Below are 23,273 nucleotides of genomic sequence, written 5' to 3' on the forward strand. Positions count from 1 at the left end.
CGGTCCTGGCCGCGGGGTGGGAGCGGGAGCTGCCGTGGGCCGCCGCGGACCGGCGTGAGCTGCTGCGCGCCTGGATCGCGTGGGCGCGGGACATCGCCCCGCGGACACGGACGTCCTGGACCGGCCGGGTCACCGTGCTGCGCTGGGGGAGCCTGCGCCTGGTGGCGCTCCCGGGCGAGCCGTTCTCGGCGACCGCGCGCGACATCGCCGGCCGGGTGCCCGGTGACGTCATCGTCATCGGCTACTCCGACGGCTGCCCCGGCTACCTGCCGCCCGTCACAGAGTTCGACCAGGGCGGATACGAGGTGGAGGAGGCCCACCGCTACTACGGCATGCCGGCCCCGTTCGCCCCGGGCGCCGCCGAGTCGCTCGCCGAGACCGCCGTCGCTCTGGCGAGCCGCCTCTGACCGACCCCGTTACGCGCGACGCGGAGCCGCTGGCGGGGGAGCAGCCCGCGGTCGAGCGCCTGTCCCGTCACCGCACGAGAAGGGAACCGCATGTCGCGAAAGTCCTGGTTGACGACCGTCGCCGCGCTCATCGTGGCCGTGATGCTGGTGGGCTTCACCTGGGGCGGCACGCCGCCCCACGCGAACGCCGCCGACGCCGGTCAACGGCCCGCGGCGAGCACGCTGCCCAAGGGCACGCTCCTGGCGAGCTATCCCGGCGGAAACACCGTCGGCACGGAGATCCGGGAGAAACAGCCGCGGGCCGACGGCTACTACCACATCGACACGCCGGCGACGATCAACGAGCTGAAGAGGCTCCACGTCAACACGTACCTGTTCCTCGTCTGGCACTCGCCGGCCGACTGGCAGGACCTGAACGAGCAGTTCCTCGCCGCGGCGAAGCGGGCCGGCATCAACGTGTGGGCGTACATCGTCCCGCCGTCGGAGTGCAGCACGTCCGGCTGGTGCTCGCGGCCGTACGAGGAGGACTACGTGACCTGGGCCCGCGAGATCGCCCGGCTCTCGACCCGGTACTCCAACCTCACCGGCTGGGCGATCGACGACTTCACGAACGGGCAGAACTCGCAGAAGTTCACGCCGGAGTACATGCAGCAGATCAAGCAGACCGTCGACGGCATCAACCCGAAGCTCGGGCTGTACACGACCGCCTACTACACGACCGCGATCGACGACGCCTTCTATGAGAAGTACTCGCCGTACATCAGCGGCATCATCTTCCCGTTCCGCGACTACCCCTACTACAACACCCAGGTCACCTCGACGCTCGGCCCCGAGCTCGACGCGATCCTGCCGCACGCGGACAAGCACCACACCAAGGTGCTGCTGATGATCTACACCGGCCGGTACAGCACCTTCGACGAGCCGGCCCCCGGCTACGCCCAGCGTGCCATCGACACCGGGCTCGACTACGTTCGCAAGGGCCGCATCGAGGGCGTCGCCTCCTACGGCACGCCGCACCTCGGCGACCCGGCCGTGAGCTCCGACCTGCTCGCCATGTACGGGCGCGGCAGCCTGGTGTTCCAGAACTACGGCGGCTCCACCCCGGCCGGCGCGTACGAGTCGGCGTCCCAGACCGTGCGCGTCGACCCGGACGCGCCGCGCTACACCGTCTCGTTCTGGCGCTACAACCGCTACTACACCACGCCGACGGCGGGGCGGCTGATGCAGGTGCTCGTCGACGGGCACGTCGTGTGGTCCTCCGACCTCGCCACCGACATATCCTCGGGCAACCACGAGTACCGGTGGATCAAGAACGAGGGCCCGATCGAGATCGACCCGAGCTACCTGCGCGGCAAGAGGCAGGCGACCCTGACGTTCCGGCTGTATGAGGACCAGGCGGCGAACTACCGGTCGCTGACCGCGTTCGACACGGTCCAGACGTCCGGGTTCGACGTCACCGACCCCGGGTTCGAAAAGCCCGGCAGCTGGCGGACCGAGTCCGGCTTCGGCAACCTCATCCCGGAGATGAACGTCTACGACCCCGACCTGCCCACGCACGTCTTCCAGGCGGTGGCCAGGGCGTTCGCCTCATAACCGTGGCGAAGTGGCCGGCCGCGCGCGCCGCGCGGCCGGCCACCGAGCGGCGCGCGCCGGTCAGCCGCGCCGCATGAGCCGGCCGATGGCCGACATCATCTCGGTGGTCATCTCGTCGGTGCGGTCCTCGGCGACCGCCTCCTTGACGCAGTGCTTCACATGGTCGTCGAGCAGGCCCAGGGCGACCTTGTCCAGCGCCGCCTGGATCGCGGAGATCTGGGTCAGGACGTCGATGCAGTAGCGGTCTTCCTCGACCATGCCCTGGACGCCGCGGACCTGGCCCTCGATGCGGCGCAGACGGCTACGCAGCTGGTCCTTGGTCGCGCTGTAGCCGCGAGGCGTCGGAGCCGACGCCGCCCGCGAGGGCGTTTCCGTGCTCATGAGCTTGACTCTAGCAAACCCCTAGGGGGTATGCTATGGTCATCGCGACCTACCCCCCAGGGGTATCCAGGCCGGTTACATCGGATCACCCTGCTATCCATATACCCGGTATGGGTACCTTAGGAGTCGGCCGCAACGGATCGGCCACCGATGGACATCGCCGAAGGAGAAGAACAGATGACGACCACTCAGTACAAGGTCAAGGGCATGACGTGCGACCACTGCGTGTCGGCGGTCACCGCCGAGGTCGGGGCCATCGACGGTGTCACCGACGTCAAGGTCGACCTTGCCTCCGGGGTGGTCACCGTCGCCAGCGCCACCCCCCTCGACGACCAGTCGGTACGCGCCGCGGTGGACGAGGCCGGCTACGAGGTCGCCGGTTCCTGATCCGGCTCGCTCCGGCCCGTTCCGGAGCGAAGAGAAGAGGAAGGCAGCGATGAACACACCGGCCAGGCTCGGCGGCTTCACGCTCGGGCTGGCGGCGGCGTTCGGCGCGGCGCTCGGGGTCGGCCACCTGGCCGGCCCCGTCGGGGCCGCGGACCGGCCGAGCGCCGTCCACGGCGGAATGGAGCACGACATGACGAACGGGACCACGCCCGGCGGGCTGCTCGTCTCCGACCACGGCTACACCCTCAGCACGGCCTCCGCCGCGACCGGGGTGTTCGCGTTCCGGATCACCGGCCCGAACGGGCGGGCGGTTACGGCGTTCGACACCGAGCATGACAAGCGGATGCATCTCATCGTCGTCCGCCGCGACCTGTCCGGCTTCCGGCACGTGCATCCCACCATGGACGCCGACGGCACCTGGCGGGTCGCCGCGCCCTTCGGCGGACCGGGCACCTACCGGGCGTTCGCCGACTTCAAGCCCACCGGCGCCGACCCGCTGACCCTCGGCATCGACACCGAGGTCGCGGGCAAGGTCACACCGCGGCCCCTGCCCGCCCCGGCCGCGACCGCCTCGGCCGACGGCTACACCGTCGCCCTCAAGGGGACGCTGGCGGCGGGCCGGTCGAGCCGGCTCGACCTGACGATCTCGCGGGACGGCCGGCCGGTCACCGACCTGCAGCCCTACCTCGCCGCGTACGGGCACCTGGTGGCGCTGCGCGAAGGCGATCTGGCCTACCTGCACGTCCACCCGGACGGCGAGCCGGGCGACGGCAGGACCCGGCCGGGGCCGACCGTCACCTTCCACGCCGAGGCGCCGTCGGCGGGCACCTACCGTCTCTACCTTGACTTCCAGCACGACGGCGCGGTCCACACAGCCGAGTTCACCGTGACGGCCGACGCCGCCACCCGTCACTAGATCGGGGAAGGGCCATGAGTTTCGCCACGGGCACGACATCCGATCGGGTCGACCTCCTGATCGGAGGCATGACCTGCGCGTCGTGCGCGAACCGCGTCGAGAGGCGCCTCAACAAGATCGAGGGCGTCACCGCCACGGTCAACTACGCCACCGAGAAGGCCACCGTCGCGTTCGGGCCCGGTGTCTCCCCGGACGACCTGATCGCCCAGGTGGAGAAGGCCGGATACACCGCCGCGCTCCCCGCCCCGCCCGAGCCGGACGAGGAGAAGGGGGCGCCGGAGGCCGAGGACGCCGCCGCACGCGCCCTGCGTGACCGGCTCGTGGTCAGCGCCGTGCTGGCCGTACCCGTGATCGCGCTGGCGATGATCCCGGCGCTGCAGTTCACCTACTGGCAGTGGGCCTCGCTGACGCTGGCGGCACCGGTGCTGGTCTGGGGCGCGTGGCCGTTCCACCGCGCCGCGTACAAGAACGTCAGGCTCGGCGCCGCGACGATGGACACGCTGGTGTCGCTGGGCACGATCGCGGCGTTCGGCTGGTCGCTGTACGCGCTGTTCTTCGGCACCGCCGGAGAGCCGGGCATGCGGCACCCGTTCACCTTCGCCGTCGAGCGCGCCTCGGGCGCGGGCAACATCTACCTGGAGGTCGCCGCCGGGGTGACGGTGTTCATCCTGGCCGGCCGCTACTTCGAGGCCCGCTCCAAGCGGCGCGCCGGGGCCGCGCTGCGGGCGCTGCTGGAGATGGGCGCGAAGGACGTCGCCGTGCTGCGCGACGGCCGCGAAGAACGCATCCCCATCGACGGGCTCAGGACCGGTGACCGCTTCGTCGTCCGGCCCGGCGAGAAGATCGCCACGGACGGCGTGGTGGCCGAGGGCGGTTCGGCGGTCGACATGAGCATGCTCACGGGGGAGTCGGTGCCCGCCGAGGTCGGGGTCGGCGACACCGTCGTCGGCGCCACCGTCAACGCGGGCGGCCGCCTGATCGTCGAGGCGACCAAGGTCGGCGCGGACACTCAGCTCGCGCAGATGGCCAAGCTGGTCGAGGAGGCGCAGAGCGGCAAGGCGCAGGTGCAGCGACTCGCCGACCGGATCTCCGGGATCTTCGTGCCGATCGTGATCACCCTGGCGGTGGCCACCCTCGGGTTCTGGCTCGGCACCGGCGGCGGTGTCGCGGCGGCGTTCACCGCGGCCGTCGCGGTCCTGATCATCGCCTGCCCGTGCGCCCTCGGCCTGGCCACCCCCACCGCCCTCCTGATCGGTACGGGCCGCGGCGCCCAGCTCGGCATCCTCATCAAGGGCCCGCAGATCCTGGAGTCCACCCGGAGGGTCGACACGGTCGTGCTGGACAAGACCGGCACCGTCACCACCGGCAAGATGACCCTGACCGACGTCGTCACCGCCGACGGCCAGGACGCCGATGAGGTGCTGCGGCTCGCCGGAGCGCTGGAGGACTCCTCCGAGCACCCGATCGCCCAGGCCATCGCCAAGGGCGCCGTCCAGCGGGCCGGCGACCTGCCACCGGTGGAGGACTTCGCCGCCGTCGAAGGGCTCGGCGTCCAGGGCGTCGTCGACGGGCACGCCGTGCTGGTCGGCCGTACGCGCCTGCTGACCGAGTGGTCCCAGCACCTGCCGGTCGAGCTGGAGCGCGCCAAGGCGGCCGCCGAGGCCGACGGCGGGACGGCCGTCGCCGTCGGCTGGGACGGCCGGGCCCGCGCGGTCCTGGTCGTCGCCGACACCATCAAGGACACCAGCGCCGAGGCGATCACCCGCCTGAGGTCCCTGGGGCTGCGGCCGGTCCTGCTCACCGGCGACAACGAGAGCGTCGCCCGCGCGATCGCGGCCGAGGCCGGCATCGACGAGGTGATCGCCGAGGTCCTGCCCGCCGACAAGGTCGACGTCATCAAGCGCCTGCAGGCCGAAGGCAGGACCGTCGCGATGGTCGGAGACGGCGTCAACGACGCCGCCGCCCTCGCCCAGGCCGACCTGGGGCTGGCCATGGGCACCGGCACCGACGTGGCGATCGAGGCCGCCGACCTGACCCTCGTACGCGGCGACCTGCGCGCGGCCGCCGACGCCATCCGCCTCTCGCGCCGCACGCTCGGCACCATCAAGGGCAACCTGTTCTGGGCCTTCGCCTACAACGTCGCCGCCCTGCCCCTGGCCGCCGCCGGCCTGCTCAACCCCATGCTCGCCGGCGCCGCGATGGCGTTCTCCAGCGTCTTCGTCGTCAGCAACAGCCTGCGGCTCCGCCGCTTCCAGCCCGCCCGCTGAGGAGCATCCGGGGAGCCCGGTTCCGGCCACCGGCCGGGACCGGGCCGCGCTCGTCCAGCGCCGACCGGCCCGGCCACCGCGTCTTCGCGCCGGTCGGCACCACCTCGCTCAGCGGCGGCCCGCTCGGGACAGGACCGGTGCTGTGGCGCAGGTGGCTTGTAGGGTTTTGGGCGGTCAGAGGCGTCATATGGTCTGGAGCAGAGACTTGCCCGCTTTCTCGCGTGAACGGCTCCGTGTCTTCGTGGACGCCCCGGCGTTCCAGCGTGTGATCATCGTCGTCATCACGTTGAACGGGCTCGCGCTCGGGCTGGAGACCTCACCCGGCCTGGCCAACGGGTACTCCATGGCCTTCCTGGTGATCGACCGCCTCGTCATCGTGATCTTCGTCGTCGAGATCGTGCTGCGGATCGCCGCACAGGGGAAGGCGTTCTTCCGCGACCCGTGGAACTGGTTCGACCTGGTCATCGTCGCCGTCGCCCTCGTTCCCGCGTCGGAGTCGCTGTCCATCCTCCGGCTCTTCCGGTTCCTGCGGGTGCTGCGGCTGATCTCCGTGGTGCCGGGCATGCGCCGGGTGGTCTCGGCGCTGTTCACCGCGATCCCGGGGCTGGCCTCGATCCTGGTCCTCCTGCTGCTGTCGCTCTACGTCGCGGCCGTCATCGGCGAGCGGCTCTTCCACGAGGCGGCCCCGCAGCATTTCGGCAACCTGGGAAAGTCGCTGTTCACGATGTTCACGGTGCTCACGGTCGAGAACTGGCCGAGCGTCGCCGAGGACGTGATGGCCAAGGAGCCGCTGGCCTGGATCTTCTTCGTCACGTTCATCGTGGTCACGGCATTCTTCATCCTCAACCTGCTCATCGGCGTGATCGTTTCCGCGATGGAGACCGAGGTCAACTCCTCGAGGTGGAAAGAGGACCAGGAGCTGGAGCGGGAACAGCACATCGCGCTGATGAACGAGATCCGGGCGCTCAACGAGAAGATCGACCGGCTCGCGGCCGGCTCCGCGACCCCCGCGAACACCGGCCCCTCCCACACTGGCCCCTCCCACGGGCCCGAATCGGACTGACGCGGGCCTGCGGCGAAGGAACGGAGACGGAACGCGAAGGGAACCGGCGAGTGCTTCCCTGTTCACGTCGCCCGGCATGCGTACATGTCGCTCAAGCAGAACCAGGAGCTGAGTCGTTGGAGCTCGGTGATCCCGAAAGGATCGGCGGCTACCGTGTGCTGGAACGGCTCGGCCACGGTGGAATGGGCACCGTCTTCCTCGCCGAGGACGAGTCCGGGCGGAAGGTCGCCGTGAAGGTGATCAATGCCGATTTGGCGGATGATCCGTCGTTCCGCGCCCGGTTCGCGCGGGAGGCCGACGCGGCGCGGCGGGTCCGGCGCTTCTGCACCGCGGGGGTGATCGACGCGCGGCTGGATGAGGACCCGCTGTACGTGGTGACCGAGTACATCAGCGGCCCCAGCCTCGAACGCGCGGTGACCGAGTCGGGGGCGCTGTCCGGCTCCGACCTCGAGGGGCTGGCCGTGGGAGTGGCCACGGCGCTGTCCGCGATCCACGGCGCCGGGATCATGCACCGCGACCTGAAACCGTCCAACGTCCTGTTGTCGGCGGTCGGCCCTCGCGTGATCGATTTCGGGATCGCGCGCGCGTACGACGCCGCGAGCGAGGTGACCCGCACCGGGCAGCTGGTGGGCACGCCGGCATATCTCGCGCCGGAGGCGTTGCGCGGTGAGGAGATCACGCCGGCGTGCGACGTGTTCGCCTGGGGCTGCGTGGTGGCGTACGCGGGCACCGGCCGGTCCCCGTTCGTCGGCGGCAACGTCTCCGAGATCCTCTACCGGGTCGCCCACGATCGGCCGCGGCTCGACGGCCTCGACCCGGACCTGCGGGAGCTGGTCGAGCGGGCGCTGGACAAGCGGCCGGAGCGGCGCCCGTCCGCCGGGGAACTGCTGACCCACCTGGTGGGCAGCGAGGACGTGGAGCGGGCGACGAGGCTGCTGACGCCCGGCCAAGAGGTGACCGGCGCCGGCCGGGCGCAGGCGCCCGTCGTGCCGGAATCCAGCACGAGGGTCGACGGAACCGGGGCGGCGCCCTCCTCGCGACGACGCCTCCCGATCGTGACCGGAGCCGCCGTGCTGGTCGCGGCGGCCGTCGCGGCCCTGTTGATCTTCCTGCACGGCGGTACGCCCGCGGGAACGCTCACCGCCGGCCACTCGCTCACGCCGAACCACGGCATCAAGTCCCCGAACGGCGCCTTCTTCCTCACTCAGCAGGACGACGGCAACCTCGTCCTGTACGACAGGACCCGCATGCCCGTGTGGCAGTCCGACACGGATCACCACCCGAGCGCCGTCACCGAGCTGCAAAAGGACGGCAACCTCGTCGTGCGGGACATCAGCGGGACGCTGTGGAGGAGCGGCACCGCCGGCACACTCGGCGCCCGCCTGGTCGTGGGAGACGACGGTCGGCTCGTCATCCGCGACAAGGACGGCAAGACCGTCTGGACCGCGACGCCCAACGTCTGACCCGCCGTCGGCCGAGCGCGCCCGCGCGGAGGGCGCGGATGCGAGCGAGGCGTTGCGCCCAAGAAAGCGGAGACTCCTCCGATAAGGTGCTACAGTCGGCGAAGCGGACCCCGCTCCGTTTATGGTCCCTCGCGGAAGGAACATCCATGACCGCGGACAACACCCCCGCTCGGCTCACCGCGACCGGCGCCCCGCGCGCCGGAGGCGCCGGCAGGCTCGGCGAGCGCGTGGTCTCCCGCATCGGATACGGCGCGATGCAGTTGCGCCGGAACACCGGCCGCGACGAGGCGATCGCCCTCCTGCGCCGCGTGGTGGAGCTCGGCGTCGACCACGTCGACACCGCCCAGTTCTACGGCGACGGTCACGTCAACGGGCTCATCCGCGACGCGTTCCGCCCCGAGGACGGCGTCGTGGTGGTCAGTAAGGTCGGCGGCGATCCCAACCCGGGCGGCACCGTTCCGGTGCGTCCCGCCCAGCGGCCCGAACAGCTGCGGGCGAGCGTCGAGGACAACCTCAAGAGCCTCGGCCTCGACCAGATCCCGGTGGTGAACCTGCGCCGCATGGACATCGGGCCGGGACTGCGGGCCGAGGGCGACCAGGTGGTCGACCTCGACGACCAGCTCGCGGTGATGACCGCGCTGCGCGACGAGGGCAAGATCGGCGCGATCGGCCTGAGCAGCGTCACCCTCGACGTACTGCGCCGGGCCGTACCCGCCGGGATCGTCTGCGTCCAGAACGCCTACAGCCTGGTGTCGCGCGACGACGAGGAGATGCTCCGGCTCTGTGCCGAGGAGCGGATCGCCTGGGTACCGTTCTTCCCGCTCGGCGGTGCCCTCCCCGGCGTGCCGAAGGTGACCGACGACCCGGCCGTCACCGCCGCCGCGCGGTCCCTCGGCTGCACCCCCGCGCAGGCCGGCCTCGCCTGGCTGCTGTACCACGCGCCGAACGTGCTGCTCATTCCGGGCACCGCGAACGTCGCCCACCTCGAGGCGAACGTCGCCGCCGGAGCGATCACCCTGGACGACACCGCCATGGCCGCGCTGGACGCCGGCCGATCGCCGGTCAGGCGCAGGTGAAGTCGGGCAGTCGTTCGCGGGCGATGGCGCGGAGCGCGTCGGCGTGTTCGGCGGGCACGCCGGAGTACGGCCAGCGCAGCCGCGTGCCGATCGGGCTCCAGCCGCCGATCGTGGCCAGCAGTTTGTCGAGGGCGGCGTTGCAGTACTCGCCCTGGAGCGGCTGAATGAACTCGCCGAGGAAGGCGTTCAGGCGTGCCTCGACGGACATCGCGGCGGGGAGGCCGTCGCGGATGGAGTCCCACCAGGCGACGGCGGCGCGCGGGTTCAGGCAGGCGATGTTGGAGTACGCGCCGGCCGCGCCGCGGCGGTGACCGGAAGCGAGGTGGTGGCCCGGAACGAAGACGGAGACACGCTCCATCACCGGGCGCATCGCCTCGTACCAGGCGTCGTCACCGCCACCGACCTTGAGCCCGATGATCTCCGGGATCTCGCCGCACAGACCCTGGTGCTCGGCCGGCGTCAGCACGCGCTTGGAGTGCGGAGGGTTGTACAGGACGAGGGGAATCGGCGCCGCCTCGTCCGCGAGGCGGCGCAGGAAGACGATCGCCTCCCGGTCGGTGACGGTGAACCAGTCCGGGAGGATCACCTGGACGGCCGCGGGCCCGAGTTCCCGGGCACGGCGGAGGCGGTCGAGGGCGATCTGCGGGCTGGGATGGGCGCAGCCGATCTGGAAGGGCACCCCCGCGGCCGCACAGCGCGCGGCCACGAATCCGGTGAGCCGATCCACCTCCGCCTCGCTCTGGGTCCAGAATTCGGCGGCGGACCCGCCCGTGTAAACGCCGTCGACTCCCGCGCCGATGAGATGGTCGAGCTGTTCCTCGACGTGTTCCCAGCGGAGGTCGTCGTTCTCGTCGATCGGCAGGAGCACCGTCGCCCACGTGCCCGTGGGGGCCTTCACCGGACGCCGTTCCGATGAGGCCTCGGCGACCGAGTGCGGATCGGCGCCGTGCTGTTCGGCCATCTGTCCACGCCTCTCACCCATGCGTCACGCCGTCGCAGGCCGGCCCCGTTCCTCGGCGTGATCGTCCAGCGAACGGTACCGGGTGGGACGGCCGGTTGTGGATTGTCATGAGGCGGCCGTGTACCGGCCCGGCATACCATCGGCCTCCACGGACGACGGGGAATCGCCGTCGCGCATCGGTGACGCATGAGAAGGGGGCCCGGTGGGCCGTCATATTCGTCTTGGCCTGGGAGCCTCGGGGCTGGCTCTGCTGACCGGGTTCACGGTATGGGCGGCGGTCCCCGCCGGGCCGCGGTCCCCCGAGGCGGCCCGGCTGAACTCCGCCACCTCGTCGCTTCCGAGCCACCCGTCCGAGTCGGTCCAGGGACCGAACTCGGCGGCCGCCCCGCAGGCGTCCACACCGACCGCGAACGCCGTGCGGGTGGACCTGTCGCACAGTCTCGGCACGTTCCCGTTCCGCCCGGGTCACCAGTTGAGCGCGACGCCGAACAGCTGGAAGTACGGCACCGTGACGAACGAGAAGCTCAGCGACCTCGGCCTCGCGCGGGCACGGGTCTGGCTGGAGTTCGACCAGGCGTACGACGTCGCGACCGGCACCCCGGAGTACTCGAAGTGGTACGACTACCTCAGCGAGTACTCCTCACGGTCCAGCGACGGACTCGTCGTCAACTGGCGTTCGGACTACGACCCCCTCGTCACGAACGGCACGTTCACCCGCTCGGCGTTGTTCGCGGCCGAGCGGGACATGCTCGCCGACTACAAGAGGCACTTCCCGTCGATCAAGTACCTCGAGGCCGAGAACGAACCGCCGGACATCGCCGCGTACTACCCGAAGTACAAGTTCATGTATGAGGTGGTCAACGCGGTCAACGCGATGGGCCTGCCCGGGGCGAAGATCGAGATCGGCGGCCCGACCACGGACGTCTTCTCGGTCAACCGGATCGGCCAGTTCCTCGACCTGTACGCCGCCGACACCGACACGGGCAAGCGGCTGGACTTCATCACCTACCACCAGTACTTGATCAACACGTCCGGCAGCGGCACGTGGGACGCCCCGAAGCAGGACCCGGCCGTCGTCTCCACCGAACGCGCGCAGGTCGATTCGATGCTGACCGCCCGGAAGCTGGCGGGCCGTCCCGTCATGGTCACCGAGACCGGGGTCTTCCCGGGCTCCCGTGAGTCCGGCCTGGGCCTGTCGGCCGACTACCACATACAGGCGGCGGCACTGCCGTCGCTGGACTATTACTATCTCGGCCAATCGTCGATCACCCCGTTCGACTGGACGATCCACCACCCGGACAACGACCGAAAGAGCATGTTCGCCGACACCGGCACGGGAGCGGCGCGGCCGTACTACAACGCGATGCGAATGGAGTCGATGCTCCCCGGCACGCGCTACCAGGCCACCTCCGACGGCCTGAGTTCCAAGGGCATCGGCGTGTACGGCCTCGCGGCGGCCGATTCGGGCGAGGTCGCGGTCATGACCTGGAACTATCAGTGGACACTCAAGACCGCCTACGACTCCAAGGTCGTGCTGTCGAACTTCCCGGCCGCGTTCCAGAATTCCAATGTCCTGGTGACCCGCTATCGCATCGCCGACGATTCCGACACCGGCGAACTGAACCCGGTGGAGCAGTTCGTCATCGGCCCGCGCGGGTCGGGCGGATACACGAGCCAGACCCTCCCGCTGAACCCGAACGAGTTGCGCCTGCTCGTCCTCACCCCGACCACGAAGCCGGTCGGCTGGCACTCCTGACATCGCGGCGCCCGCAGCCGTCGTGGGGCACCGGCCGGTGCCCCACGACGACCTTGCCGGCTACGACGTGTAAGCGTCGTGGAGGCTGAATCGGGTCACGTGGGCCTGGCCAACCTTGTCCGCGCGGTCATGGCATGGCCAGAATCAGCACGCAGGCGCCGAGGCTCATCGCGGCGTGGCCCGTCGCCTCGCGCAGGCGACGCGGAAGCGGTTCCGAGCCTGTCGCGGTGCAGGCTTCGGCGAGCCAGACGACCGCGGCGACGAAGCAGTAGACGGCAAGCGTCACGGCGGCGGGCGCCGGGCCGTCCATCCGGCCCATGGCGGCGTGTCCGCGGTCGGTTCCGGGCTGAGGGGCGCCGCCGGGGGCGGACATCGGCACGACGGTCATCCAGGCCATCAGCGCCGCGACCAGGGCATGGTGCGCGTCCTTGAGCGCGGTCACCATCCGCCGTGCGCGTAGGGCCAGCACGACGAACCAGACCACGCCCGTTCCCAGTACCGCGCCCTGGAGGCCGTGGGGTATTCGTGCACCCCACGGCCACACCATCACGACCATCGCCACGCACATCACCGCGTGCAGGAACAACGAGATCCTCTCGGCGGCCCCGGCCGCCGGACGCGCGCCCTGGTACAGAAACCATCCGCCCAGGCACGCGAAGACCACTGTCAGCGACCAGGAGGCGGAAGGAGGAAGGAACACCATTGACTCCGTCGACGTGAAGGGGCCGCGCTGCGCGTGCCGCCCAGTTCCCGTCCCGTCCAGGAACGCACCAGGAACGCCGCGGGGAACCTGGAATCGGCGTATTCCACCAGGACGCGCGCCGACCAGCCGTACGGCCCGGTCTTCCGCCACTCTGGCATTCATGAGCCCAGCACACCGACTCATCTCATGCGCCGACCTGGTGATCGACCGATTCCAGAACTGGCCGCTGAGAGAGTGCCGTGCGAACTGCCCGCCCGGTCGTGCTCTGGCCCTTCACGGCCTGCAACTCGTCCACCTTCACCGGGACGATCTGGCCGAGGTCTTCCTCACCCATCAGGTCATCCGCCGTCTTGGCGCGACCCTCACCGCCTCCGGCCGCGTCGACCTCGTCGCGGACACCGACTGGGTGCAGGTCCATCTGGACACCAACAGCGATCTCTCTCTTCTGGAGTCCTTGGTCAGCCTGGCGATTCAGGCGAACGACCCCGCGTCCCGCCCGCTCCGCCCTACGATGACGATCTGCCCCAGGTACGCCGCGAGCCTCGCGTCCTAGCCGGACCGCGGACAGAGGGTACACGGGGGAAGGCGCCCGTGGCTGGAGATCGCAGTGCGACCGTCACCACATTGGGTCGCGTGCGGTATGGACTGACAAGGGAATCGCAGGTCAGCGACCCTGGGGACGGGATTCCCGCTTCCGAGGACGTACGCTCGCCCGGTTTGCGAGGGTAAAGGTTCCTCAAAGGCTGATAATTTCGTGCATTTACTGAGGTCACCCTTGGTTACCTGCTGGTCGCCGCCGTGACCGCGCGCCGGATTGACCCGATCGCGGAGTGTTTCGATGCATGTTCGATTCACTCAGTATTGTGACCCCTGTTGTCGACCGGTCCCCCCGCCCCAAGGACGCCGATGTCTGAGTTTCCCCAGCCTGCCGTTGTCTCCGAACGCCAAGAGGCTGGACGCCATGGCAGGCCGTCGCGTCGCGGTAGACGTCGTCCGACCAACTTTCACGGCCTCCACCTGTGCATCTCCATCTTCCCGGCCGTCGCCATGGCGCTCCTGGGAGTGGCCGCCGTGGTCGACCTGTTCATGGCGGGATCCTCGTCGCCGAAGGCTCGCCTGGTACTCGTCGTCATCGCCGCGGGAGCGGTGGTGGTCCTGGGCGCCGCGATCTTCGGGGCGGACACGGCGACCCGCCGGGAGCGCCGGGGATCCGGCCAGTCGCCCGCCGGGACGGAGGCGATGCAGCGGCGGCTCGGCGAGCTGGGATTCGTGATCGCCCGCGGTCGTCAGGACCTGCAGGGCCTGGCGGAGCGGATCGCGGCCGGCGAGACCGTCTCACCACGCAACGTCGACTCCTGGCCCGACACGAACGCCGATCCCTTCGTGTACCTCGCACGGGAGCTGCAGCGGGCTCAGAGCGAAGCCTGGAACGCGGTGATCGGCGCGGCGAACCAGCGGAACACCGGCGGTTCCGTGCAGAGGGTCGAGGTCTTCGTCAACCTTGCCCGGCGAATGCAGTCACTGTCCCACCGGGCGATCCAGGGACTCGACGAGCTCGAGAACCAGGTCGAGGACCCGGATCTGCTCAAGGGCCTGTTCCGCGTCGATCACCTCAGCACGCGCATGCGCCGTCAGGCCGAGAGCCTCGCCGTGATCGGCGGGGCTGCCTCACGGCGTCAGTGGAGCAGGCCGGTGACCGTGTACGAGGTCCTGCGCTCGGCCATCGCCGAGGTCGAGCACTACAGCCGGGTCAAAGTGGTGCCACCGGTCGAGGGAACCCTGGAGGGGGGCGCGGTCGCCGACGTCATCCACCTGCTGGCCGAGCTCGTGGAGAACGCCACCAAGTTCTCCCCTCCGCACACGCAGGTGCTGCTGCGCGCCGAATCCGTGACCGCCGGCCTGGCCATCGAGATCGACGACCGCGGTCTCGGCATCCCGCGCGAGACCCAGCATCGGCTGAACGCCCTGCTCTCCAACCTCGAACGCGTCGAGGTCGACGAATACGTGAAGGACGGCCGCATCGGGCTGCTCGTGGTGTCGGCTCTCTCACGCCGGCACAACGTCGTCGTCAGACTGCAGACCAACCTCTACGGCGGCGCCCAGGCCGTCGTGGTGATACCCAATGAGTTGATCGGTTCGGAACAGCAGGAGCCGAGCGCCCGGCCGGAAACGACGCCGGAGCCCGCCGAAGCCGTTCCGGCCCTGTCGGCCAGTACCGCGGGCGTACCCTCGTCCTCGATGCCCGCCTCCGGCCTCGCCGAAGGCGGCCCGGTACTCAGCGGCTCAGATGCCCCCCGTGCCCGTACAGGCGACCCCTCAGGGACACGGCAGACTCAGGGTGCGGTCGGGTCCGCACGGCAAGCGGACGGACGCACCGAACTCTCCCCGCCGAGGGGCGACGGGCAACGCCCGGAGCTCCCGAGACGTCGCGCTCAGTCGAACCTGGCACCTGAGCTCCTCAACACTCCCGCACCCAAGGACGACGAGGATGACGATGCGGACACCGGCTACAACCCGGGCCTGATGGCGGCATTCCAAAACGGAATGCGCAGCGGTCAGGAAGAAGACATGACGGACAGAACCGGTGGCGGAGCCTGATGCAACGTCACCTACCTAGAAGGAGCGTCCATTGAACGCCGTCTCGCCGAACCAGGCGCAGGATCTTGCCTGGCTGCTGAAGGGCCTGGCGGACGAGGTCCCCGTCATTCGGGGCAGTGTGCTGCTGTCTTCCGACGGAATGATGAAGGCCGCCCACGGCATGGATCGTGCCAGTTCGGAACATCTCGCGGCACTCGCCTCTGGTCTGTTCTCCATGGCACGGAGCGCCGGCGCCAAGTTCGACGGCAACAACGAGGTGCGTCAGGTCGTCGCCGAACTGAAGTCCAGCCAGCTGTACCTCACGTGGGCGGGCTTCAACTCGGTGCTCGCGGTGCTGGCGACGAGCGAGGCCGACCCGGCCGTCGTCGGCTTCGAGATGGCCCGGCTGATCAAAGCCGTCCGGCCCTTCCTGGACACCGCGGCCCGGCCGCCGGCCACCGCGCCTGACGACTGGAACAGGTGAGAATGCCAGTAGCCGGTGACGACGAAGTATGGCTCGACGAAGAGGCCGGCCCTCTTATCCGTCCGTACACGGTGAGCGCGGGCCGTACCCATCCCACCGTGGAACTGGATCTGCTGTCATTGGTGATCGCGACCGCTCAGGCTCCGCGGGGCATGGATCCGGAACACCACAAGGTGCTCGGGCTGTGCCGCACTCCGATCTCCGTCGCCGAGGTGTCGGCGCACATGCGCCTTCCCGTGGCGGTTACCAAGATCCTGCTTGCCGACCTGGTGGAGTGCGAAGCCATGGCGATGCGGGCCCCGCGTCCCACTTCCGGCGCCACCGACCGAGTTCTTTTGGAGAAGCTGCTCGATGGCCTACAAAGAATCTGACGTGTTCCCCACCCAGGTCAAGATTCTGATCGCGGGTGGGTTCGGCGTCGGAAAGACGACATTCGTCGGCGCGGCGAGCGAGATCGAGCCGCTGAACACCGAAGAGCTCATCACCGCGGCCAGCATCGGTGTCGACAGTCTGAGCGGGATAGAGAACAAGTCCACCACCACGGTGGCCCTCGACTTCGGCCGTATCACCATCGAACAACACGGAATCGTGCTTTACCTCTTCGGCACGCCGGGGCAGGAGCGCTTCTGGTTCATGTGGGACGAGTTGTCCGCAGGGGCGCTGGGCGCCATCGTGCTGGCCGATACCCGTCGCCTGCAGGCCTGTTTCGAGGCCGTGGACTTCTTCGAGCACCGCGGCATCGATTTCCTGGTCGCCGTCAACGAGTTCGACGGCGCGTTCCACTACGAGCCGGACGAGGTGCGAGCCGCCCTCGAACTCGACCCCCGCGTGCCGATCGTCATGTGCGACGCTCGGGACACCCGTTCCGCGACCACGACGCTCCGATCCCTGATCCGGCATCTCCTCGCCGCTGTGCCCGCCCAGTCCGCCTGATACATCCGTAGCCCCTCACATGGAGACCTCTGTGACGAACGACCAGATGTTTGAGCCCTCCGGTCACCTTCTGACGCCCGTCGACCCCGAAGTGCCCCAGCGGATAGCGCGGCTGCGGGCACTGGGCCTGGGGCAGGCGCCGGACCGCGAGCTGGACGCGTTCGCCCGCGAGCTCGCCGAAGCGGCCCGGTCGCTCTCAGGAGCCGAGAACGCCCCCTTCGCGATGGTGAACTTCGTCACGGACCACCAGTTTCTCGGCGGTCTGTACACCCCGCCGGGCGTTTCTCCCGCCAACGCCCTGCTGGAGAACCGGGAAGCCCCCCTCGACCTCGGCTTCTGCCCACATGTCGTCGTCCGGCGCAAGGCACTCGTCCTGGACGATGTCTGTGACTACCCGCGATTCGCCGGCAACGCGATCGTTGACGGGCTGGGCATCCGGACCTATGTGGGAGCTCCGTTGATCGACCACACGGGTACGGCTCTCGGCACGGTCTGTTTCGTCGACAGCGAGCCGCGCCCGTGGGGTCGTCCCGGACTCAACCTCATCAAGGAGAAGGCCGCCGACCTGGTCCGGTTGATCGACCGTCTCGATGGCCTGCCGGGCTAGGGCCTTCGTACTCTGGCCGCCCGGTCACGTCCGGGTCTGGAGAGGGATGGACCGGGAGAGTACGCCGTTCGACTGCGCCGGGACTTCGTCGTCGGACTCGAGTATGCCTGTTGCCAGCAGGCGGAACTCCGTGGTGACCCCGACGATGTCGGTCTTGAGGAACTCGATGGCGGTCTGAACTCTGCCGGCGTTGGCGTCGGTCTCGGCGGCCCACTTGAGAACCTGGCTGATCGCGAACAGGTAGGCGATGGCGCGGCCGGCCAGGACCATGTGTTCCTGTCCGAGCTCCCGGTCGAGGAACCTCAGGTCCGGCCGCAGCGTCCTGACGGCGTGCGCCGTGAGCGACCAGTCGGCCAGGAAGTCGCTGAGTGAACGGCCCTCCAGACGGGCCAGGCAGTACTCGGCGAGCTGCTGGCTGAGCAGATCGTTGTTGCCGTCGAAGATGGTGAAGACCCGCGAATCGAGGAATGCCTGACCGGCGATGTTGGTGGGCGAGCCGTACCGGTATCCCTCGCCGCCGGTCAGTTGCTGGTAGTGGTTCGCCGAGCTGACCATCCGCTCGGTGACGACGGTCTTGATGGCCTGTACGGCGGGGAACGCAGGGGTCATGTCCGCCTTGAGGTCCAGCACCGTCCGCAGATAGTGGTTGAGCGCCTCGACGACGGTGTACGAGCTGTCGATGGCCGCGATCCTGTAGCGGGCGAACCGGATCGCCGACAGGGGCGCCCGCCCGATCAGACGGCCGTCCGCGTACGTGTGCGCCTCACGGCTGATCCGGCGGAGGAAGCCGCACCCCATCGCCGCCATCATCGACCGCGAGGCCAGGAGAATCTCCACCATGGTGCTCAGGTTCCGGCTCTCGGCCTTGATCCGCCGATGCCGAGGGACGATCACGTCGATCTCGTTGACTCCGTAATCGACCGCCTTCAGGCCCAGTGCCTCGTAGCGCTGTACGGTCCGGAACCCCTCGCTGCGCTTGACGAGGAAATAGCCGTACTCGCGGCGACCCTGGTCCTCGTTCTTCGCAACGACCAGCCACCAGTGGGCGGAGTAGCTGAGGGCCTGCCAGTGCTTGCGGCCGCGAATCCGGTAACCGCCGTCGGTCTCCTCGAACGTGGTGGTCATGCCGGACAGGGCCGAGCCACATCCCGGCTCGGTCGCGGCCATTCCGGCCATCATTGGATCGCTCCCGGCGAACAGCGGGAGCATCTCCCGTTTGGCCTCCTCTCCGGCCCACATCGCGATGGGCCGCAGTGCCAGGGCCATGTTGACCGTCACATGCACGCCGAGCCCCAGATTCTGCTCCGAAACGGCATCGACGACCCGGCACATCTCGATGTGGCTGTCGCGGCCTCCGTACTCCTTGGGCAGGACTGGAAGGAGAATGCCGCTTGCGACCAGGAGCGCCCAGTCGTCGGCGGGGAGGTTCTGCTGCGGATAAGTTGCGGTGTCGAACTTGGCGGCGGTCGCTTCGACGCCGGCGATGAAGTCGTCAGTCGACAGAGACAGAAGAGCTTTGCTCATGGTGTCCGCTCTCATAGGTCGGGGTGTCAGAAAGGGGAAGTGGTCAGGTCCCGACGACTATGAACGCCCTAATGTCAGATGCATGGTGAGACTGCCGGTCACGCGAACCTCCTGTCGAGTGTGCTGTTACTCGGGCGGCGGCCTACAGGATCATCGTGAGTACCGAGATCACTAAACGCAAGGCACCTTGGGCAGGCTGTAGTCAAGCGTCGAGGCTCACGGTCATCCCCGACGCCTGGGTGGTTGGACGACCAGTGGATCCTAGTTCCCCCGCATGAGCCCTGCCGAACGCTGGTTCCCTGGCGGTTTATGCCCAGTAGAGACGGTGTGCCTCATCTGGACGCACGTCGGGCACCGGCAGGGTGGGAATAATCATGAGGTCTCTCGCATAGCGATGCGGCGGAGACGGCGGACCCCGATCCGGGGTAGCCGGTGCTGGGCTGCGCGTTCGCGGACCGGTCTGCAGAGAAGGGCCGGTCGCTCCGTGTAGTCAGGAGACTTCTGACCAGAGTTGACAGTGGTGCGAGAGAGACGTGGTCCAGATGTGGCCACCGTGCCCTCTTGACTCGCCACCGCAAGAGAATCGGGCCGGAGTTTTGATCCGCACGATTTGGCTGCGGGCTAATTGGTGTCGCGACGGCATCGGCGGCCGGTCGCCTGGAAGTGGACGTATTCGCGTTCGCCGGTGGCCATTGTGCGAGCGCGTCGTGGGCGCGCTGCGGCGTGAACCGGGGTGCGGGTCCACCTCCTCCGCGGATCTTGATCCCCGGAACCGGACATCTGTGCGGAGGGCCTTGCCGAATACGCGATCCACCAAAGCGCGCCGAACGCACCGTCACCCTATTACGGCGACCGTTTCACCCCCCGCGGTAAGATGATCAGTGGCCTTCCTGTAAAGAATTTAGAGCTCGGCGCGATGTGACTGACGTGACGCGAGATCGCAAACGTATTAATGCGGCGGGCGACGATGCGCGGAGCCTGAGTCGCGTCGTGCTCGGCGTTCGGTGAATCGGGTCGCCGTCGTGTCCAGCCGGTCCAGGAACTCTGACAGTTCCTGGCGTGCCTTGTCGCCGTCGGCGTTCAGGCCTTCCAGGTCGAAGACCCGCCATTGCCGCAGGACGGGGAGTACGACGTCGTCGAGGTGGATGCGCAGGTCGTAGATGCCGGCTTCCGCGATGGTGACGGATTTGCGTAGGAAGTCGTCGATGGTGTGGCCGGGCATCTGGAAGTTGGTCACCACGTCGGTAACGGCGCGCATCGTCTCATTTGGGGACATTTCAAAGGCCGCAGCGAGCAGGTTGCGGTAGAAGAGCATGTGCAGGTTCTCGTCGGCGGCGACCCGTGCCAGCAACCGTTCGCACACGGGGTCTCCCGAGGCCCTGCCGGTGTTGCGGTGAGAGACGCGTGTCGCGAGTTCCTGGAAGGAGACGTAGGCCAGGCCGTGGAGCATCCTGTCGCCGTGGTCGGCCTGGTAGCCGCCCTGCATGTGCCTCATCCGCGCCCGTTCGAGCGCGACGGGGTCCACGGCTCGTGTGACGGTCAGGTAGTCGCGGATGACGATCCCGTGCCGGTTCTCCTCGGCCGTCCAGCGGTCCACCCAGGTACCCCATGCGCCGTCACGTCCGAAGATGGTGGAGATCTCGCGGTGGTAGCCGGGCAGGTTGTCCTCGGTGAGGAGGTTGACGACCAGCGCTTCCTTCGCGGAGGGCGAGATGGTGGAATCCTCGGGTGACCATGGGTCGCCGTCCAGGACGCCGTCGAAATCGCGGCCGAGACTCCACGGCACGTACTGGTGCGGGAACCACTCCTTCGCCGTGGCCAGATGGCGGTCGAGCTCGGCCGCGACGACGGGCTCGAGCTCGGTGAGCAGCTCGAACGACGTCTTCGGCCCGGACGTGTACGACATTGATCCCCCGAATCGTGGCATGAAGGGCGCCTGCGGAGCGGCGTGGTGATCTTCATCCCCTGAGACCACCTTCCCCACGGCCGGTGCCGCCGTAAACGGGGCCGCGCCGTTCCGTGGGCCGGTGGGATGCTCGGGACCGCCGCAGGATCCGCTCGGCCTCGCCGGTGAGCGGCGTGAGCGCGGCGGTGTGCTCGGCCACCTGGGACGATCTGCTCGCTTGTGGGCGAGGGTCACCAGTCGATCTGGGAGATACGGGTGAGGACGGTCTGCGTCTCGGCCGGGTCGAAGCCGTCCGGCGCCGTGCGCATCAGGGCGTTGAGCTTCTCCGCGGCGTCCCGCTGTGCGCGTCCGACCGCTGAGCGGACGGCGTCGGCGAGCCTCTTGCCGTCCAGCCGCAGCGCCCGTGGGCCGAACCCGATGTCCGTGACTCTTCCGCCTGCCGCTGCCTTCGCCGTGACCTGGCCGGATTCCGCCGTCCCCGTGCCCACGACCTGGTCGGCCTCGGCCCGGGTCTGCTCGACCCAGGCTCGTATCGCCGCGGCTCGCCGCCCGGCGTCCTTCGTGTCCTGGCCGGGCACCTGGTCGGTCATCGAGAACTCACCTTCCGAGGATCTCGTGTGTCACCTGCTCGACCTGCCGGCGAACGAAGGTCTCGTCCAAGGGCTCCGGCATGGCCGCGGTCTCTTCCAGGGCCTTACTCACGATCTCCTGCCGCTGGTGCTCGGCGTCGGCCTGGGCCTCCTGAAGCGCGGCGAGCACCTCCTTGCCCAGCGTCGAACGGTCCAGCCGCTTCACCCGTGGATCGAACCGGAGTTCGGTGATGGCGCCGCGCTCGTCGGACGTCGCGGTGATCCGGCCGTCGGCGGCCTTTCCCTCGCCGACGACACGGCCGAGTGCCGCCTGCGCCTCCCGGAGCCTCGCCATCGCCGCACGCGTCTGCTCCAGAACCTGATCGAGCAGGTTGTCGTCACCGTCAAAGACGAGACTCATCCGCCGACCTCCACGAATTTCTCCGGGCAGAGCGCCCAACAAAGGTTATGTTAGCTTGCTAACCATGTCTTCACTGTATCTGGACTATGACCGTACGAAAACGGCCGCCCGCCGGCTCGCATTGCACGGCGATGATTTCCGCTCGCCGGCGGCGAAGGAGCCCGGAAACCCTTCGTGGGGCGACACCGGTTTGATTAGCGGCTTTGTGTCCACACTCAACGATTGCCCCGTGGACGAGGTGCGCCGGCTTCTCGGGGAGAGGCTCACCTGGACCGGCGACGGCGTCGACCGTAATGCCACGCTCCTCGGCGACACCGAGGTCATCGACCAGCAGACGATCCAGCGCGCGGGGGATTTCTGATGGGCCTCACTCCGCCCGAAGCGTTGAAGGATGTCCTGAACCTCATCGGTGTTCCGTACCCCGACGTCGACACCGACGGGATGCACCAGAGCAGCGCCGTCCACGCCCAGGCCCAGGCCGCCGCCGACACCACCGCCACGCAGGCCCACGACGTCGTCGAACGGACCATCGGACCCGGCGCACCCGCCTACACCGGCGACGCCGCCGGCGCCATGGGCGGCAACTCCGCGCAGACCGACCAGATGTTGACCGAGGCGAACGACGCCATCGGCTACATCCCCGGCCTGATCAGCGGCGCCGCCAAGGTCGTGACCAGCAGTCAGGTCGCGATGATCAGCATCGCCGCCGTCACCGCCGTGGCCCTCGTGCGCAGCTCGCTGATCGGCGGGCCCTTCGGCCCGGCCGAATCGGCCGCCGAGCTCCTCGAAAGCCGGGCGCGGGCCGAGGGAGTGCTGACCGCGGCGGACGAGGGCACCAACATCACACTCTCTCGGCTCATCGAACGCTATGTGACCGGGACGCTGAGACAACTCGTCGAGCGACTGCGGCTGCCGCCCGGCGAGGAACCGCTCCCCGCCACCGGACCCGGCGGCACCTTCCAGGCCTCCGACACCCGGCTCGCCGCCGACAGCGGCTCCCGGCGGCTCACGACGGACAGCCTCGAAGCCAACAAGGGCGACACCCTCAACGCGTGGGGTGAACGAGAGGGAAGGAGGAGTGACGCCGAAGTCGATTGGTCGTCTCTGGCGGACATACAAGAATATCGTGCTGAGCAAACGGCCGTGGCCGCAGAGGAGCACTTGGCGGAGGCCGAGCGCTTCGGAGATCCCTTCGAGATTCGATTTGCAAAAGCAAGAAAGGAGCTGGCCGAAAAGGATCTGCAGACTCTGCAGGAGAGGCGCCGCGGCCGCGGATGAT

24 protein-coding genes are annotated in these 23,273 nt (G+C 68.9%); 17 read left to right on the forward strand and 7 right to left on the reverse strand.

The window, feature by feature from the left end:
* Positions 1-407: hypothetical protein (locus ACFFNX_RS03510; RefSeq protein ID WP_378194963.1), on the forward strand; the 407-nt coding region annotated here is incomplete at its 5' end.
* Between the two features lie 90 nt (positions 408-497).
* Positions 498-2,000: a hypothetical protein gene (locus tag ACFFNX_RS03515; protein ID WP_378194966.1), complete on the forward strand. Its 1,503-nt coding sequence runs from the start codon at positions 498-500 to the stop codon at positions 1,998-2,000.
* A 60-nt stretch (positions 2,001-2,060) separates the two neighbouring features.
* Here ACFFNX_RS03515 and ACFFNX_RS03520 read toward each other — a convergent pair whose 3' ends face one another.
* On the reverse strand, positions 2,061-2,381 hold the full coding sequence (locus ACFFNX_RS03520) for a metal-sensitive transcriptional regulator (protein ID WP_378194969.1): 321 nt from the start codon (positions 2,379-2,381) through the stop codon (positions 2,061-2,063).
* Between the two features lie 177 nt (positions 2,382-2,558).
* Between ACFFNX_RS03520 and ACFFNX_RS03525 the strand changes: the two genes are divergently transcribed.
* The 6 genes from ACFFNX_RS03525 to ACFFNX_RS03550 all read left to right on the forward strand — a co-directional run bounded on the left by ACFFNX_RS03525 (position 2,559) and on the right by ACFFNX_RS03550 (position 9,553).
* Positions 2,559-2,768, forward strand: coding sequence for a heavy-metal-associated domain-containing protein (locus tag ACFFNX_RS03525; RefSeq protein ID WP_378194972.1), 210 nt, complete (start codon positions 2,559-2,561; stop codon positions 2,766-2,768).
* 49 nt (positions 2,769-2,817) lie between these two features.
* A complete protein-coding gene (locus ACFFNX_RS03530) occupies positions 2,818-3,684 on the forward strand; it encodes a DUF8832 domain-containing protein (protein ID WP_378194975.1) in 867 nt (288 codons plus the stop codon).
* Between the two features lie 14 nt (positions 3,685-3,698).
* Positions 3,699-5,951: a heavy metal translocating P-type ATPase gene (locus ACFFNX_RS03535; protein ID WP_378194978.1), complete on the forward strand. Its 2,253-nt coding sequence runs from the start codon at positions 3,699-3,701 to the stop codon at positions 5,949-5,951.
* Positions 5,952-6,156: 205 nt separating this feature from the next.
* A complete protein-coding gene (locus ACFFNX_RS03540; RefSeq protein WP_378194981.1) occupies positions 6,157-7,014 on the forward strand; it encodes an ion transporter in 858 nt (285 codons plus the stop codon).
* A gap of 116 nt (positions 7,015-7,130) precedes the next feature.
* Complete coding sequence (locus ACFFNX_RS03545) at positions 7,131-8,477, forward strand: protein kinase domain-containing protein (protein ID WP_378194984.1); 1,347 nt, start codon at positions 7,131-7,133, stop codon at positions 8,475-8,477.
* 146 nt (positions 8,478-8,623) lie between these two features.
* Positions 8,624-9,553 carry an aldo/keto reductase gene (locus tag ACFFNX_RS03550; RefSeq protein ID WP_378194986.1) on the forward strand — a complete coding sequence of 310 codons (930 nt, stop codon included), beginning with the start codon at positions 8,624-8,626 and terminating at the stop codon, positions 9,551-9,553.
* On the opposite strand, the gene ACFFNX_RS03555 is transcribed toward ACFFNX_RS03550, so the two are convergent.
* Positions 9,540-10,535: a dihydrodipicolinate synthase family protein gene (locus ACFFNX_RS03555; protein WP_378194989.1), complete on the reverse strand. Its 996-nt coding sequence runs from the start codon at positions 10,533-10,535 to the stop codon at positions 9,540-9,542. The two genes, ACFFNX_RS03550 and ACFFNX_RS03555, sit on opposite strands and share 14 nt — an antisense overlap.
* A gap of 181 nt (positions 10,536-10,716) precedes the next feature.
* Between ACFFNX_RS03555 and ACFFNX_RS03560 the strand changes: the two genes are divergently transcribed.
* Complete coding sequence (locus tag ACFFNX_RS03560) at positions 10,717-12,270, forward strand: hypothetical protein (protein WP_378194992.1); 1,554 nt, start codon at positions 10,717-10,719, stop codon at positions 12,268-12,270.
* Positions 12,271-12,397: 127 nt separating this feature from the next.
* Here ACFFNX_RS03560 and ACFFNX_RS03565 read toward each other — a convergent pair whose 3' ends face one another.
* A complete protein-coding gene (locus ACFFNX_RS03565; protein ID WP_378194995.1) occupies positions 12,398-12,970 on the reverse strand; it encodes a DUF5134 domain-containing protein in 573 nt (190 codons plus the stop codon).
* A 163-nt stretch (positions 12,971-13,133) separates the two neighbouring features.
* Between ACFFNX_RS03565 and ACFFNX_RS03570 the strand changes: the two genes are divergently transcribed.
* The 6 genes from ACFFNX_RS03570 to ACFFNX_RS03595 all read left to right on the forward strand — a co-directional run bounded on the left by ACFFNX_RS03570 (position 13,134) and on the right by ACFFNX_RS03595 (position 17,574).
* Positions 13,134-13,526, forward strand: coding sequence for a luciferase domain-containing protein (locus tag ACFFNX_RS03570; RefSeq protein ID WP_378194998.1), 393 nt, complete (start codon positions 13,134-13,136; stop codon positions 13,524-13,526).
* Positions 13,527-14,020: 494 nt separating this feature from the next.
* A complete protein-coding gene (locus tag ACFFNX_RS03575; RefSeq protein WP_378195001.1) occupies positions 14,021-15,571 on the forward strand; it encodes a sensor histidine kinase in 1,551 nt (516 codons plus the stop codon).
* A gap of 31 nt (positions 15,572-15,602) precedes the next feature.
* Complete coding sequence (locus tag ACFFNX_RS03580; RefSeq protein ID WP_378195003.1) at positions 15,603-16,034, forward strand: roadblock/LC7 domain-containing protein; 432 nt, start codon at positions 15,603-15,605, stop codon at positions 16,032-16,034.
* 2 nt (positions 16,035-16,036) lie between these two features.
* Positions 16,037-16,405 (forward strand): DUF742 domain-containing protein, encoded by a 369-nt coding sequence (locus ACFFNX_RS03585; protein WP_378195006.1) that lies wholly within the window; start codon positions 16,037-16,039, stop codon positions 16,403-16,405.
* The gene (locus tag ACFFNX_RS03590; RefSeq protein WP_378195009.1) at positions 16,386-16,967 is read left to right on the forward strand and encodes a GTP-binding protein; all 582 of its coding nucleotides are present in this window, start codon (positions 16,386-16,388) and stop codon (positions 16,965-16,967) included. Before ACFFNX_RS03585 ends, ACFFNX_RS03590 begins: the two co-directional genes overlap by 20 nt.
* Before the next feature lie 31 nt (positions 16,968-16,998).
* The gene (locus ACFFNX_RS03595; protein WP_378195012.1) at positions 16,999-17,574 is read left to right on the forward strand and encodes a GAF domain-containing protein; all 576 of its coding nucleotides are present in this window, start codon (positions 16,999-17,001) and stop codon (positions 17,572-17,574) included.
* Positions 17,575-17,598: 24 nt separating this feature from the next.
* Here ACFFNX_RS03595 and ACFFNX_RS03600 read toward each other — a convergent pair whose 3' ends face one another.
* From ACFFNX_RS03600 to ACFFNX_RS03615, 4 genes are all read right to left on the reverse strand, one after another.
* Positions 17,599-19,098 (reverse strand): acyl-CoA dehydrogenase family protein, encoded by a 1,500-nt coding sequence (locus tag ACFFNX_RS03600; protein ID WP_378195015.1) that lies wholly within the window; start codon positions 19,096-19,098, stop codon positions 17,599-17,601.
* A gap of 949 nt (positions 19,099-20,047) precedes the next feature.
* Complete coding sequence (locus ACFFNX_RS03605; protein WP_378195018.1) at positions 20,048-21,004, reverse strand: acyl-ACP desaturase; 957 nt, start codon at positions 21,002-21,004, stop codon at positions 20,048-20,050.
* 230 nt (positions 21,005-21,234) lie between these two features.
* A complete protein-coding gene (locus ACFFNX_RS03610; protein WP_378195021.1) occupies positions 21,235-21,594 on the reverse strand; it encodes a YbaB/EbfC family nucleoid-associated protein in 360 nt (119 codons plus the stop codon).
* A 7-nt stretch (positions 21,595-21,601) separates the two neighbouring features.
* Positions 21,602-21,994 carry a YbaB/EbfC family nucleoid-associated protein gene (locus ACFFNX_RS03615; RefSeq protein ID WP_378195024.1) on the reverse strand — a complete coding sequence of 131 codons (393 nt, stop codon included), beginning with the start codon at positions 21,992-21,994 and terminating at the stop codon, positions 21,602-21,604.
* Between the two features lie 64 nt (positions 21,995-22,058).
* On the opposite strand from ACFFNX_RS03615, the gene ACFFNX_RS03620 reads away from it, so the two are divergent.
* Both ACFFNX_RS03620 and ACFFNX_RS03625 read left to right on the forward strand, forming a co-directional pair.
* Positions 22,059-22,355 carry a hypothetical protein gene (locus tag ACFFNX_RS03620; protein ID WP_378195027.1) on the forward strand — a complete coding sequence of 99 codons (297 nt, stop codon included), beginning with the start codon at positions 22,059-22,061 and terminating at the stop codon, positions 22,353-22,355.
* The gene (locus ACFFNX_RS03625) at positions 22,355-23,272 is read left to right on the forward strand and encodes a hypothetical protein (RefSeq protein ID WP_378195030.1); all 918 of its coding nucleotides are present in this window, start codon (positions 22,355-22,357) and stop codon (positions 23,270-23,272) included. Before ACFFNX_RS03620 ends, ACFFNX_RS03625 begins: the two co-directional genes overlap by 1 nt.
* The last annotated feature ends 1 nt before the right edge of the window (position 23,273 follow it).

The sequence above is a fragment of the Actinoallomurus acaciae genome (assembly GCF_042429965.1).
GTDB classification, from domain to species: Bacteria; Actinomycetota; Actinomycetes; order Streptosporangiales; family Streptosporangiaceae; genus Actinoallomurus; species Actinoallomurus acaciae.

Bases quoted from the DNA above. Each gene is read 5' to 3' on its own strand.
- ACFFNX_RS03600 (WP_378195015.1), bottom strand. From the start codon at position 19,098: ATGAGCAAAGCTCTTCTGTCTCTGTCGACTGACGACTTCATCGCCGGC.
- ACFFNX_RS03575 (WP_378195001.1), top strand. From the start codon at position 14,021: ATGGCGCTCCTGGGAGTGGCCGCCGTGGTCGACCTGTTCATGGCGGGA.
- ACFFNX_RS03625 (WP_378195030.1), top strand. From the start codon at position 22,355: ATGGGCCTCACTCCGCCCGAAGCGTTGAAGGATGTCCTGAACCTCATC.
- ACFFNX_RS03555 (WP_378194989.1), bottom strand. From the start codon at position 10,535: ATGGGTGAGAGGCGTGGACAGATGGCCGAACAGCACGGCGCCGATCCG.
- ACFFNX_RS03610 (WP_378195021.1), bottom strand. From the start codon at position 21,594: ATGACCGACCAGGTGCCCGGCCAGGACACGAAGGACGCCGGGCGGCGA.
- ACFFNX_RS03590 (WP_378195009.1), top strand. From the start codon at position 16,386: ATGGCCTACAAAGAATCTGACGTGTTCCCCACCCAGGTCAAGATTCTG.
- ACFFNX_RS03525 (WP_378194972.1), top strand. From the start codon at position 2,559: ATGACGACCACTCAGTACAAGGTCAAGGGCATGACGTGCGACCACTGC.
- ACFFNX_RS03530 (WP_378194975.1), top strand. From the start codon at position 2,818: ATGAACACACCGGCCAGGCTCGGCGGCTTCACGCTCGGGCTGGCGGCG.
- ACFFNX_RS03605 (WP_378195018.1), bottom strand. From the start codon at position 21,004: ATGTCGTACACGTCCGGGCCGAAGACGTCGTTCGAGCTGCTCACCGAG.
- ACFFNX_RS03620 (WP_378195027.1), top strand. From the start codon at position 22,059: ATGTCTTCACTGTATCTGGACTATGACCGTACGAAAACGGCCGCCCGC.
- ACFFNX_RS03615 (WP_378195024.1), bottom strand. From the start codon at position 21,994: ATGAGTCTCGTCTTTGACGGTGACGACAACCTGCTCGATCAGGTTCTG.
- ACFFNX_RS03570 (WP_378194998.1), top strand. From the start codon at position 13,134: ATGAGCCCAGCACACCGACTCATCTCATGCGCCGACCTGGTGATCGAC.
- ACFFNX_RS03535 (WP_378194978.1), top strand. From the start codon at position 3,699: ATGAGTTTCGCCACGGGCACGACATCCGATCGGGTCGACCTCCTGATC.
- ACFFNX_RS03550 (WP_378194986.1), top strand. From the start codon at position 8,624: ATGACCGCGGACAACACCCCCGCTCGGCTCACCGCGACCGGCGCCCCG.
- ACFFNX_RS03520 (WP_378194969.1), bottom strand. From the start codon at position 2,381: ATGAGCACGGAAACGCCCTCGCGGGCGGCGTCGGCTCCGACGCCTCGC.
- ACFFNX_RS03585 (WP_378195006.1), top strand. From the start codon at position 16,037: ATGCCAGTAGCCGGTGACGACGAAGTATGGCTCGACGAAGAGGCCGGC.
- ACFFNX_RS03515 (WP_378194966.1), top strand. From the start codon at position 498: ATGTCGCGAAAGTCCTGGTTGACGACCGTCGCCGCGCTCATCGTGGCC.